Here is a 12,509-nt window from a genome sequence, read left to right as displayed (position 1 = left end):
GCCGACTCGGTGCCGTACTACCAGAAGCTGTGGACCGCGCGTGAAGCCGAGGCGCAGAAGACGGTCACGAAGGGCGGCGCGACGATCGTCACGGCGTCGCAGATCGACCGTCCCGCTTTCGTGAAGGCAATGCAGCCGGTGTGGGCCAAGTACGAAAAGACCCCGCAAATGAAGCAGATCGCCGACGAGATCCAGGCGGTCAAATAAGTTCGGACGTCACGCGGCGGCAAAAGACCTGGCGGAACATCTGCAGGCTTTTACCGTCGCGGGATTCGAGACTGTTCGGCTTGCTCATTCAGCCTGCTCATTCAGCCTGCTCATTCAGCCTGCTCATTCAGTCTGCTCATTCAGTCTGCTCATTCAGTCTGATAAGCAGCCGCAACCGCGCGTCCAGCCGCCTTGCCGCGAGCGCGACCCGACATGATCATGCGTTTTTCGAGCAGGACCCAACTGAGACTCGAATACGCGAGCGTCAGTGCAAGCGCGAACCCTATCGCAAGGAACCGGTTCATCGGCAGATTCAGCATGACACTGAGTGCTGTCGTGTGAATCAGATAGAACGAATAGCTGATGGTGCCGATATAGACCAGCACCGGATGGCGCAGCACCTTCTGAACGATCCCCTGGCTTTGCATCGCGAGAATCACGATGGAAGCGCTCACGACGAGTGTGCCGCTATAGAGCAACGCGTTGCCCCACGGCAGATTGAGCCAGCGGAAGCGCGGAATCGCGAGGTTCACATAGCCGAGCACGCCAAGCGCGACAACGATGCCGACGATCGCCGGCACGGCAAGGCGCTTGATGACAGCCGGGTCACGCCGCACCAGCACCGCCAGCAATGCACCGGCGCACAACGTGTCCATGCGAAACGGCGTCAGCATATAAATGGGCTCGAAGCTGCCGAACCAGGGCGTCGCGATGAAACGCAGCAAGGGCGCGACGAAAAGCGCCGCACCGGCAATCCACATGAGCGCACGTTCGCTGGCAAGCAGCACGACGAACGGCCACAGCAGATAGAACTGCTCTTCGACGGAGAGCGACCACAGAATGCTGAGGCTCTCATGCCCCATCTGCCCGAACGTCGCGCCGATATTCACGGCGAAAAATGCATACCACGGCCAGTGCGCGATCCAGCCCACGCCAAACAGTAGCGACGACACCACGAGCAACAGCACGAAAGGCGGCAGAATACGCCGCACCCTGCGCGCATAGAAATACGTGAAGTACGACTGCCCGCGCGCTTTACGCTCGAGCAGGATGCCGGTAATCAGAAAGCCGCTGATGACGAAGAAAAGATCGACGCCCCAAAAGAACGGCGCATGCAGCGAGTGATGCAGAAAAACCATCAGCACGGCAACGGCGCGCAGCCCGTCGAGCGCCACGATTCTCGTCGGACGGTCGGTATGCAGGGCCGGGTTCCCCGTATGGCTGGCGGCGTGAGTCATTGCGGTTATCACGTTGGACTTGTGCCCAGAGTCTGCCAGCCCTTGCCCGATCGTTATGTACGGCAGAGCACCATTCCCGAAGTGCGCAAGGAGCGAAAAATCGACGCAGTGAAATGGCTGGTGCGCATGTCGCGCGTGACGTGAGGCCCGATTACATCGCAATGCAAATTATCTTTCTGTCGATGTATTGCGCGTTGCCTGCCGGTGGCTCGGTTTGAGCTATTGAGTGCAGCGTTTCGCTGCGAAGCTGAAGAACGACAACCGGTACGCGACGCTCGCATACCGGTTGGTCATCGGCGCCAACGCGGCCCCGACCGCGCCACCGCGCCGGAGCCGTTGCGCTTCGTTAGTGCCTGTTAGTGCCTGTTAGTGCCTGACTAGCGTCTTACTTGCGCTTCAGTTGCGAGATATCGCGCACCGCGCCGCGATCCGCCGAAGTCGCGAGCGCCGCATACGCCTGCAGCGCCTGCGACACGACGCGTTCGCGGTTCGCCGGCATCCACGCCTTGTCGCCGCGTGCTTCCATCGCTGCGCGACGGCGCGCGAGTTCCTCGTCCGACACCGCGAGATGCATCTTGCGCTGCGGGATGTCGATCTCGATCGTGTCGCCGTCTTCGACCAGACCGATCGTGCCGCCTTCGGCTGCTTCCGGCGAAGCGTGGCCGATCACGAGGCCCGACGAACCACCCGAGAAACGGCCATCGGTAAACAGCGCGCAGGTCTTGCCGAGACCCTTCGACTTCAGATACGACGTCGGGTACAGCATTTCCTGCATGCCGGGGCCGCCCTTCGGACCTTCGTAGCGAATCACAACCACGTCGCCTGCGACAACCTGGTCGCCGAGAATCGCGTCGACCGCGTCGTCCTGGCTTTCGAATACGCGCGCGCGTCCGGAGAAGACCCACTGCGATTCGTCGACACCCGCAGTCTTGACGATGCAGCCGTTCTGCGCGAGGTTGCCGTACAGCACGGCGAGGCCGCCGTCCTTCGAATACGCGTCCGCCTTGCTGCGGATACAGCCCGACTTGCGGTCCGTATCGAGCGACGCGAAGGTGGCTTCCTGGCTGAACGCAACGGTGGTCGGAATGCCGCCCGGCGCCGCGCGGAAGAACTTCTGCGCTTCCTCGCCCGCGCCGCCGTTCACGTCCCACTTCGCAATCGCGTTGCCGAGCGTGCCGCTATGCACGTTGCCGCACGACAGATCGAGCAGATCCGCGCGCGCAAGCTCGCCGAGAATACCGATGATGCCGCCCGCGCGATGCACGTCTTCGATATGGTATTTGTCGGTCGCGGGCGCAGCCTTGCACAGGCACGGCACCTTGCGCGAGATGCGGTCGATGTCGGACATCGTGAAGTCGACGCCGGCTTCCTGCGCCGCGGCCAGCAAATGCAGCACGGTATTGGTCGAGCCGCCCATCGCCACGTCGAGCGCCATGGCGTTCTCGAACGCTTTCTTCGTCGCGATGCTGCGCGGCAGAACCGAGGCGTCGTCTTCCTGATAGTAGCGGCGGCACAGATCGACGACCAGGCGGCCGGCCTGCTCGAACAGCCCCTTGCGCCATGCGTGCGTCGCGACGATCGTGCCGTTGCCCGGCAAGGCGAGGCCGATCGCCTCGGTCAGACAGTTCATCGAGTTCGCGGTGAACATGCCCGAGCACGAGCCGCAGGTCGGGCACGCGCTGCGCTCGACTTCGGCGACTTCGGCGTCGCTGATCTTCGGGTCGGCGGCTTTGATCATCGCGTCGATCAGGTCGATCTTCGCGATCACCTGGCCATCCGCCGGCGACTTGACCTTGCCCGCTTCCATCGGACCGCCCGAGACGAACACGACCGGAATGTTGAGGCGCATCGCGGCCATCAGCATGCCCGGGGTGATCTTGTCGCAGTTGGAGATGCAAACCATCGCGTCGGCACAATGCGCGTTGACCATGTACTCGACCGAGTCCGCGATCAGTTCGCGCGACGGCAACGAATACAGCATGCCGCCGTGGCCCATCGCGATGCCGTCGTCGACGGCGATCGTGTTGAATTCCTTCGCCACGCCGCCAGCCGCTTCGATCTGCTTCGCGACCAGCGCGCCGAGGTCGCGCAGATGCACATGGCCCGGCACGAACTGGGTGAACGAGTTCACCACCGCGATAATGGGCTTGCCGAAATCGTCGTCTTTCATTCCGGTGGCGCGCCACAAAGCGCGGGCGCCGGCCATGTTGCGGCCATGCGTCGAGGTGCGTGAGCGATAGTGGGGCATCTGTGTCCTCTGGTATTGCTGTTATCAGGTTGGAATCGCGCGCGTGCCAGCCAGCGTGCCGTAGCGGGCGGCGCTGGCATGCCGATGACGCGCGGGCGGTGGGGGTCGCCGGGGGGTGCTGCTTGCGTTGGGAACGAATAGTGCAGGAGCGCCGGTAAGACGTCCAATATATTTTTTCGGCGCTATTAGGTTGAAAAAAATATTAATGGATGGCGAGCGAAGCTGGGCTCCGCGCGCCGATGCGCCGATGCACTGATGCTTAAACGAGCCGTTCGAGCGCACTCAGCAGAATCCCGTCCGGTCGAGCGAGATCGTCGAGCGTCGAGAAATGGGTACACCCCGGCAGATGAACGCGCGCGACTTTCTCGCCGGCGGCCTCGCACGCCGCCGCGTACTCGTCGGACTGGCGCACGAGTTCGGGCAATTCCGCGGCGCCCACCGCGACGACGGTCGGCACGCCCTTGCCGATGTGATGCAGCGGGCTGTATGCGGCGATTTCGTCCTTGCTCAATTGCAGTTTGTCGTTGAGCCATGACAGGCTGATCGGCTCGAGGTCGACCAGCGCGCTGATCGGCAACGCACTCGTGACGAGCGGATGCGCGCGATACATCACCGTCAGATGACCGCCGGCCGAGTGGCCGCTCAAACATACAGGCTGGCCTGCTGTGCCGAGCCCGTCAGGATCCGCTTTCAGATGGTCGAGCAGCCGGCCGATTTCGCCGACGATCTGCGTCATCGAGGCTTCCGGCGCGAGCGTATATTCGGCCAGCACGACATTGAAGCCTTTGGCGAGCGGGCCATCGGTGATGAATGCGAAGTCCTCCTTCACGCAGTTCTGCCAGTAGCCGCCGTGAATGAAGATAAACGTGGGCGCACCGGCTTTGCCGCAGGAGAGCCAGTCGAAACGCTCCCGAGCGCGCTCGCCGTAACGCAGATCGCGCCGGCCCGGCACCCGTTCATACAGTTTCGCGCTACGCGCCTGAAAATCCGCGAGCACTTCAGGAAAGTTCGGGATGGCCTCGGTGTTCTTGTAGGCGGCATCGAGTGTCGGCCGATCCATGCCGCGATAAACAGTTGCCATAGTCTGGGGCCTCGTCCGGTGAAATTCAGTGGGAAAGGCGCGCGTATTGCGAGAAGCTCGGCGGCGAGATGCTTATCGCCTTCGGCGGGCTCACACCCACGCTTACATTCACGCCGCAGTGTGTCACAGGATGATGGATCGAAGCCGTGAAGCCGGGCGTATATTCGATCATGCGCATACGGATTTGACCGTTTCGACTCCTGCAATCGCAACCGGATGCTCGATCGCGGCGAATCGCAAACCTGATAGTCTGAGATTGGAACGCTCGCCTCGAATGCCTCTTTTCTTGACAGTGCGAACGCATCGGCAGAATAATGGCTTGTTCGTTTATCGAAACATCGTTCATTGTAAGAACATTGAAAAGGAAACAGAGGTCTTCCACGCGCCTCAGCGCGTTTGAGACCCGCCGCGCCGAATCCCTGGTTCATGCCCGGGAAATCCCCGCCAATCCTTCTCACCCAACCCAGGTAAGGCAAAGCTTGCCATCGGCACGCGCCCCCCACCCGGCACGCCGCGCACCGCTCCTGTCCGCTGCCGGGCATTATCCAGAGTCACACACATGACGCGAGACACCTCCCCTCACGCTGCCGCCCAGCCTGCCGCTTCACGCGGCGTCGTCGGAGGCCTGGTTTATGTTTTCGAGCAGGTCATGCCCGACCCGTTCGTGCTGTCGATCTGCCTGACGTTCTTCGTCGCCGCGCTCGCGCTGCTGATCGCGCCGACCGGCACGCTGCCGACGCTGCTCGACTCCTGGTACACCGGCACGTTCGGCATTCTGGGCTTCGCGCTGCAGATGATCCTGATCCTCGCGACTGGCTACGCGATTGCGGAAGCGCCCGTCGTGCAGCGCGGACTGCGCGCGCTCGCGGCCCATGCGCACACGCCGACGCGCGCCGCGCTGCTCGTGTTTCCGGTCGTCGCGGTTGCGGCGTGGCTCAACTGGGGGCTGGGTCTGATCGTCGGTGCGCTGCTGTCGCGGGAAATCGCGCGGCGCGTCGATGTCGATTTCGCGTGGCTCGTCGCGGGCAGCTATTCGGCCTGGTCGATCTGCAACAGCGGGTTGTCGAGTTCGATCGCGCTTTCGCAGGCGTCGCACGGCAACGCGTTGAATCTCGTCGAGAAAGCGACCGGCCATGTGGTGCCTCTCAGTGAGACCATCTTCGCGCCGTTCGTGTTCGTTCCGACTGTGCTCGTCGTGGTCGTGATGACCGCGATCTTCATCAGGATGCATCCGAAAGCGGAGAACGTCGTCGCGTTTCGTCAGAGCGGCGAGGCAGCCGCCGACGCCCCGAGCGACGATCCGCATGCCCGCGCGAGCGGTGCATCATCGCTCGCGGCGCGCCTCGAACAATCGATGCTCGGCACGCTGCTGCTGCTCGTGCTCGGCATCGGCTATCTCGCGATGACGTGGCACAAGGAAGGCTTCGATCTCGACATCAACAACACGATCCTGATCTTCCTGATGATCGGACTCGCGCTGCAGCGCACGCCGATCGCCTACGCGAATTCGATCCGCCGCGCCGCGCGTCAGACCGGCTCGATGCTGCTGCAATATCCGATGTACGGCGGGATCATGGGCATCATGAAGGGAACGGGTCTCGCGTCGATGATCGCGAAGGCGTTCGTGACGATTGCCTCGCCGGTCACGCTGCCGCTGTGGAGCTATCTGAGCTCGCTCATCATCACGCTGCTCGTGCCGAGCGCCGGCGGCCACTGGGCGGTGCAGGGTCCGTTCGTGCTGCCCGCGGCAATCAGCCTGCACGCGTCGGTGCCGCGCACGGCGATGGGCGTGGCGATGGCCGAAAACGTGTCGAACATGCTGCAGCCGTTCTGGGCCGTGCCGATCGTCGCGATTGCGGGCATCCGCATTCAACGCGTGATGGGCTACACGGCGGTGACTTTCGCGGTGTCGCTCGTGATTTACGCCGTGGCGCTGTGGCTCGTGCCGTAAGTGGCACAAGTGGCGCAGGCGCTGTAAGCGCAATGGCCTGGGTTGATCCACACCAGTTCCGTTGAAGAAAAAGGCCGATGAAGCAGTGCTTCATCGGCCTTTCGTGCTTTTACCGCCTTTATCGCTCTTACATCTTCACGACGTCGAGCAGCGTCTTCTTGCCGTCCTTGTAGTCGTACAGCGAGATGACGCCGTGCTGCAGGTCACCCTTCGCATCGAACTTCGTTTCGCCGGTCACACCCTTGTAGTCGGTGCCCGCAACCTTCGCGAGAACCTTTGCCGGATCGGTCGAGTTCGCGCGCTTCATTGCGTCGACGACGATATACACCGCATCGTACGTGAACGGTGCGTCGAATTCGATCGGATGGCCGAAGCGCTTCGCGTACTTCGCCGCGAATTCCGCGCCGCCGTTCATGCGCTCGACCGCCATGCCTGCCTGCGAGCACACCACGTTGCCCGCGGCCGGGCCTGCGAGGTCGGCGAGGCTTTCGGTGCAAACGCCGTCGCCCGACAGCATCTTCGCGCGCAGACCCAGTTGACGCGCCTGCTTGGCGAACGGACCGCCGGTGGCATCCATGCCGCCGTACATGATCGCGTCGGGATTCTCGCCCTTGATCTTCGTCAGAATCGCGCGGAAGTCGACCGCCTTGTCGTTGGTCGCGTCGTGCGAAACGACCTTCAGGCCGAGCGCCTTCGCGGTCTTTTCGAATTCGTTCGCGAGACCCTGGCCGTATGCGGTCGAATCGTCGACCACCGCAACGGTCTTCACATTCAGGCTCTTCGCGGCGTATGTCGCGAGTGCCGGGCCTTGCTGCGCGTCGGTCGCAACGACGCGGTAGGTCGTCTTGAAGCCCTGCTGCGTATACGCCGGGTTCGTCGACGAGGGCGAAATCTGCACGATGCCCGCATCGCTATAGATCTTCGATGCCGGAATCGACGCGCCCGAATTCAGATGGCCGACCACCGCAACGACCTTGTCGTCGACGAGTTTCTGCGCAACCTGGGTCGCCTGGCGCGGATCGCCGGCGTCGTCCTGCGCGTCGAGCACGAGTGTGACCTTCTGACCGCCGATCACGAGGCCCTTCGCATTGATTTCCTCGATCGCGAGGCGCGCGCCGTTTTCGTTGTCCTTGCCGAGGTGGGCGGAGCCGCCCGTCAGCGGGCCGACGTGACCGATCTTGACGGTCTGATCCGCATTCGCGACGCCAACCATACCTGCGAATGCAACAACCGCGGCACTAACCGGCAACAGCTTGTGAAACATGAACGACATACAACACATCTCCTCTTTGCTGACCAACCGACTGGCTGGGGTTCCTGATTCATGATTTTCCGTGCAGCACAATAACGCAAAACTGACAGAAGTGACAGACTGCCCATGCAATCGGCTTTCATCCGATACGATCACGGCAGCCTCAGGGGGCCCTTTTCAGCTCGGCTTGCCGAATCATCACGATCGGCAAATCGTCACGAACGGTCGCGAACAGAGCGGCAACTCAATCCGCCCTCACGACCTGACAGAGGAACTGCTTCAAGCGTGCGCTGCGCGGCTGATCGAATACTTCCTTCGGCGTACCGGTCTCGATGATCTCTCCGCGATCCATAAACACCACGCGGTCGGCGACCTGCCTCGCAAAGCCCATTTCGTGGGTCACGCAAATCATCGTCATGCCGGAGTCGGCGAGACCGATCATCGTTTCGAGTACTTCCTTGATCATCTCGGGATCGAGCGCTGAAGTCGGCTCGTCGAACAGCATGATCTCGGGCTCCATGCACAGCGCGCGGGCGATCGCCACGCGCTGCTGCTGGCCGCCCGACAGTTGAGTCGGATATTTATGGGCCTGTTCGGGAATGCGCACGCGCTCGATGTAGTGCATCGCGAGCGCCTGCGCATCGGCCTTGCTGATGCGCCGCACGTGCGTCGACGCGAGCATGCAGTTCTCGAGCACGGTCAGGTGAGGAAACAGATTGAACGACTGAAACACCATGCCTACTTTCCGGCGGATCGCATGCAGCGTGCGCACGTCGTCCGTGACTTCGACGTTATCGACGAGAATGCGCCCCTGCTGATGACGCTCGAGCCGATTGATGCAGCGAATCAGCGTCGACTTACCCGAACCCGATGGCCCGAGAATGACGACTCGCTCGCCTGGTGCGACGTTCATGCTGACGTCGCGCAGCACCTGGATCGAGCCGTACCATTTGTTCACGCGCTCCAGCGCGACAGCCGGCCGACTCGCGGCAAGCACCGGCTTCTCCATGCTCACGGTGGCTTCCATCGTGCTATTTCCGTAGGTGTCGGCGAATGAAGTCATCGCGTGGATTTCCTGAAGCGGCGCTCGATCCGCGACTGGATCACTTCGAGCACCATGGACAGCAGCCAGTAAATCACCGACGCGCTAATCAGCATTTCCATGTGGCGGAATTCGCGCTGCCCTTCCGTGGTCGCGACGTAGGTCAACTCCCACACGCCGACGACCGAGACCAGCGAGCTATCTTTCAGCATCGCAATGAACTGGTTGCCGGTGGGCGGAATGATGACCCGCAATGCCTGCGGCAGAATCACGAGCCGCATCATCATGCTGTGACTGAGACCGAGCGCGCGAGCCGCATCCCACTGTCCTTTAGGAATGCTTTGAATGCCGGCGCGAAAAATTTCCGTCATATACGCGCCATAGCAGAGCGAGAGCGCTGCCACGCCCGCCGGAATCGGATTGACGATATAGCCGAGCTGCGGCAGGCCGAGATACAGAATGAAGATCTGCATCAGAAGCGGCAGGCCGCGAAACAGCGACGTATAGAACGTCGCAATGCCGATTGCGATGCCGTTCGACGAGAGCTTCGCCAAGGCGCCGATCAATGCGAGCACGAACGCAAGCGCTATCGAAATCGCCGAGATGTACAGCGTCGTGGTCGCGCCCTGCAGAATCAGGTAGCCGATCTTGCGCTCGATGAATTCGAAGCTCAGATTGAACGTTGAGAAAAAGAGCACGACGAGCAGCGCGAGTTCGCACCACACGACGGTAATCTGCAAACGCAACGACAACCGCAGCAGCAGATAGCAATTGGCAACCAGTGCCGCGATCACCACCGCGCCGCCCAGCAGCTTTTGCAGCAACGTCGAATCGATACCAAGTGCAGGCACACCCTGCGTGACGCCGGCGACCCATTGCGGCGCGTACTGCACCGCGAAGTATCCGCCGATCAGCAACGCGCCCAGCAATACGAGAATCGGGCCCGGGTTGCGTTTTTCGACGCCGTCAGCATCTTCTGCAAACATGTGTTCCTCCGTAGTTCCACCGCACGCGCGATGCGCGGTTTCATGCTGCGCGTTCGCGCATGAAATCCATTAGCTGGTAGTACCAGTAGGTCAGTTGAACGGCCGCCGTGCCCGCGGGCCCGCCATTCCATTCGAGCCCGAATGGCGCGAACAGACGATAGCGGTCGGTCTCGTTCGTGATGCCCTGCGCGATCAGGCGGCCGCCAACCGCGGTCGTGTTCATGCCGTGACCGCCGAAGCCCATGCAGTACCACACGCCCGTGTGCAACCGGCCGATCAGCGGCATCAGATGCCGTGCATACGACATGCGTCCCGACCATGCGAGCGCCACCTTCAGCTCGCTCAATTGCGGATAGGTATCGACCATGCGCTGGCGCAGCAATTCGGCGAGCCGGTCCGGCTCGGACTTGCGCGTCGTTATCATGCCGCCCCACAGAATGCGCTCGCCGCCGTCGACGAGGCGGTAATAGTCGCTCGCGCGCCGGCTGTCGCCCACCGATGCGCGCGTGCGAATCGCGGTTGCGATCAGACCGGGAGCCGGTTCGGTGACGAGCATGTAGGTGGAAATCGGCAGATAGCTGCGCGCGAGCTGCGGCACCACGCTGCCGGTGTAGCCGCCGCAGGTGAACACCACGTCGCGCGCGCTGACGCTGCCGCGCGCGGTCTTCAGCCGCTTGACGGCGGACGAGCAATCGAGCGACAACACTTCGGAGTCCTCGAATACCTGCCCGCCCAGACGCTCGATTTCCGCGACCAGTGCCCGTGCGTAATTCAACGGATGGAAATGGAAAGCGCTTTCGTTATAGAGCGCATGACGGTACTTGTCCGACACGAGCCACTCGCGAATCTCCTCGTGCGTCCTGAAGCTGACGTCGTATTGAAACTCGTTGGCGAGCCACGCCTGTTGCGCCTGCATTTCAGCGGTGTTCTCATGACGCGACACACGCAGCACGCCGCGCACGGGCTGCGCTTCCTCGATGTCGAGCTCGCGGATATTGTCGGCGACGATATCGACGCCTTCTATCGACATCCGGTAGATCGACTTCGCGTCGTCGACGCCCACGCGTTGCGCAATGCGCTCGAAGCTCGTCGAATAGCCGGGGCTGACCACGCCGCCGTTGCGGCCCGACGCGCCCCACGAGACGCGCTGCGCTTCGAGAAGAACCACCGAGCGGCCGCGGCGCAGCAATTCGAGCGCCGTCGTGATGCCGGCCATGCCGGCGCCGACCACGCAGACGTCGGCTTGCACGGCGCCGTTTAGCGCCGCTCTCGGCTCGACCGTGCGCAGCGTTCGGGTGTAATACGTATCGAGGTAGGAAGCCATCTCGTGACGGGTGCCGGTGTGCGTCACTTCGTATAGTCGTTGCCGAACCACTTCATGCTGAGTTTGGTCAGCGTGCCGTCCTGCTTCATCTGCTGCACGATGCCGCCGACTTTCTTGTCCCATTCCGGGTCGCCTTTGTCGGCGACGATCGCGAGCGGCTCGCGGAACGCGTAATCGCCCGGAATGATCTTCACCGGGTAGCCGTTCTTGATCGCGTTGAGCGCGGTTTGCACCGGCGTGACGATGCCGTCGAGACGCTTGCCGTCGCCGAGGCGCAGATCGTCATAGGGGAGCATCGAGTCCGCGTAGGTCTTGATTTCCTTCGGCGGCTGCGTCATGTACTGGAACGGCGGCACGTCCGGGCCCGCGATATTGAGGCGGTCACGTACATAGTCTTCCGACGTGGTGCCCGCCTCGACGCCGATCACCTTGCCGTTCAGATCGGCACGCGTCTTCGCCTTCGAGTCCTTGTTCACGACGAACACATACGGGCTGTAGTAATAGATCGCCGGAAAATCGAGCAATTCAGCGCGCGGTTTGGTCGGCGTCACGGACAGCACGGACAGATCCCAGCGTCCGTGCCAGTGCCCGCCGGTCATCAGGCTGAATTGCGGTGTATCGAATGTGACCTTCACACCGAGGCGGCGCGCGATTTCCTTGGCGACGTCGATATCGAAGCCGTCGAATTCATGCTTGTCGTTCAGAAACGCCTGCGGCGGCCATTTGCCGCTCGTCGCGACCATCATGGTGCCGTTCTTCATGACGCGGTCGAGCGTGGCGCCTGCGTGCGCGCTGAAGGCGGTCAGCGCAATGCCTGCACCCAGCGTGAAGCCGAGCAGGCGGTTCAGAATGGACTTGGCCATATCGCGTGTCTCCTAATGTTTGTTTTTGCGTGCGAACCGCGACGAAAGCCCGTCACGGCCTGTCCACGTTGGCGCGATATTAAGTCACCACAGAAACGCGTGCCATTGACAATTCGGCACCAGGTCATTCCGAAAGCGCATCAAGTAGGCGGGGCCAAGGGGCGCCGCGAGGAGAGGCCGGTTTGCCGCCTGGGAACGCCGTGTGCCGACGCTTTTCCATGTATGCAAGCGTCTTTCCGGCGAACCGTTGCGCAGGGGCTGGGCGTGCGTCGCACGCTCGTCGAAGAACCGGCTCAAGAGGATCTGAACGGCAGGAT

Annotated in this window: 9 protein-coding genes and 1 pseudogene; 2 read left to right on the top strand and 8 right to left on the bottom strand. The window is 62.2% G+C overall.

Going from position 1 to position 12,509, the window contains the following annotated elements:
* Positions 1–207, top strand: a pseudogene (locus B9Z01_RS22460) (TRAP transporter substrate-binding protein); the annotation flags it as partial.
* Between the two features lie 149 nt (positions 208–356).
* Here B9Z01_RS22460 and B9Z01_RS22455 read toward each other — a convergent pair.
* From B9Z01_RS22455 to B9Z01_RS22445, 3 genes are all read right to left on the bottom strand, one after another.
* Complete coding sequence (locus B9Z01_RS22455; RefSeq protein ID WP_085487095.1) at positions 357–1,445, bottom strand: acyltransferase family protein; 1,089 nt, start codon at positions 1,443–1,445, stop codon at positions 357–359.
* A 385-nt stretch (positions 1,446–1,830) separates the two neighbouring features.
* Positions 1,831–3,693 carry a dihydroxy-acid dehydratase gene (gene ilvD, locus B9Z01_RS22450; protein WP_085487093.1) on the bottom strand — a complete coding sequence of 621 codons (1,863 nt, stop codon included), beginning with the start codon at positions 3,691–3,693 and terminating at the stop codon, positions 1,831–1,833.
* Between the two features lie 259 nt (positions 3,694–3,952).
* A complete protein-coding gene (locus B9Z01_RS22445; protein WP_085487091.1) occupies positions 3,953–4,774 on the bottom strand; it encodes an alpha/beta hydrolase in 822 nt (273 codons plus the stop codon).
* A 559-nt stretch (positions 4,775–5,333) separates the two neighbouring features.
* On the opposite strand from B9Z01_RS22445, the gene B9Z01_RS22440 reads away from it, so the two are divergent.
* A complete protein-coding gene (locus B9Z01_RS22440; RefSeq protein ID WP_085487089.1) occupies positions 5,334–6,725 on the top strand; it encodes a TIGR00366 family protein in 1,392 nt (463 codons plus the stop codon).
* A 127-nt stretch (positions 6,726–6,852) separates the two neighbouring features.
* On the opposite strand, the gene B9Z01_RS22435 is transcribed toward B9Z01_RS22440, so the two are convergent.
* From B9Z01_RS22435 to B9Z01_RS22415, 5 genes are all read right to left on the bottom strand, one after another.
* Positions 6,853–7,998, bottom strand: coding sequence for a branched-chain amino acid ABC transporter substrate-binding protein (locus tag B9Z01_RS22435; protein WP_085487087.1), 1,146 nt, complete (start codon positions 7,996–7,998; stop codon positions 6,853–6,855).
* Between the two features lie 223 nt (positions 7,999–8,221).
* Positions 8,222–8,986: an amino acid ABC transporter ATP-binding protein gene (locus B9Z01_RS22430; protein ID WP_085487163.1), complete on the bottom strand. Its 765-nt coding sequence runs from the start codon at positions 8,984–8,986 to the stop codon at positions 8,222–8,224.
* A 50-nt stretch (positions 8,987–9,036) separates the two neighbouring features.
* Positions 9,037–10,005: an amino acid ABC transporter permease gene (locus B9Z01_RS22425; protein WP_085487085.1), complete on the bottom strand. Its 969-nt coding sequence runs from the start codon at positions 10,003–10,005 to the stop codon at positions 9,037–9,039.
* 40 nt (positions 10,006–10,045) lie between these two features.
* On the bottom strand, positions 10,046–11,356 hold the full coding sequence (locus B9Z01_RS22420) for an NAD(P)/FAD-dependent oxidoreductase (protein WP_338047401.1): 1,311 nt from the start codon (positions 11,354–11,356) through the stop codon (positions 10,046–10,048).
* Complete coding sequence (locus tag B9Z01_RS22415) at positions 11,353–12,192, bottom strand: transporter substrate-binding domain-containing protein (protein WP_085487081.1); 840 nt, start codon at positions 12,190–12,192, stop codon at positions 11,353–11,355. The genes B9Z01_RS22420 and B9Z01_RS22415 overlap by 4 nt, the downstream gene beginning before the upstream one ends.
* Between the last annotated feature and the right edge of the window lie 317 nt (positions 12,193–12,509).

The organism is Paraburkholderia susongensis (assembly GCF_900177725.1).
GTDB lineage: Bacteria > Pseudomonadota > Gammaproteobacteria > Burkholderiales > Burkholderiaceae > Paraburkholderia > Paraburkholderia susongensis.
This window is presented reverse-complemented; position numbering and strand designations above follow the sequence as displayed.

Excerpts from the sequence above, each read along its gene's own strand:
- B9Z01_RS22455 (WP_085487095.1), bottom strand. The coding sequence starts at position 1,445 with ATGACTCACGCCGCCAGCCATACGGGGAACCCGGCCCTGCATACCGAC.
- ilvD (WP_085487093.1), bottom strand. The coding sequence starts at position 3,693 with ATGCCCCACTATCGCTCACGCACCTCGACGCATGGCCGCAACATGGCC.
- B9Z01_RS22445 (WP_085487091.1), bottom strand. The coding sequence starts at position 4,774 with ATGGCAACTGTTTATCGCGGCATGGATCGGCCGACACTCGATGCCGCC.
- B9Z01_RS22440 (WP_085487089.1), top strand. The coding sequence starts at position 5,334 with ATGACGCGAGACACCTCCCCTCACGCTGCCGCCCAGCCTGCCGCTTCA.
- B9Z01_RS22435 (WP_085487087.1), bottom strand. The coding sequence starts at position 7,998 with ATGTCGTTCATGTTTCACAAGCTGTTGCCGGTTAGTGCCGCGGTTGTT.
- B9Z01_RS22430 (WP_085487163.1), bottom strand. The coding sequence starts at position 8,986 with ATGGAGAAGCCGGTGCTTGCCGCGAGTCGGCCGGCTGTCGCGCTGGAG.
- B9Z01_RS22425 (WP_085487085.1), bottom strand. The coding sequence starts at position 10,005 with ATGTTTGCAGAAGATGCTGACGGCGTCGAAAAACGCAACCCGGGCCCG.
- B9Z01_RS22415 (WP_085487081.1), bottom strand. The coding sequence starts at position 12,192 with ATGGCCAAGTCCATTCTGAACCGCCTGCTCGGCTTCACGCTGGGTGCA.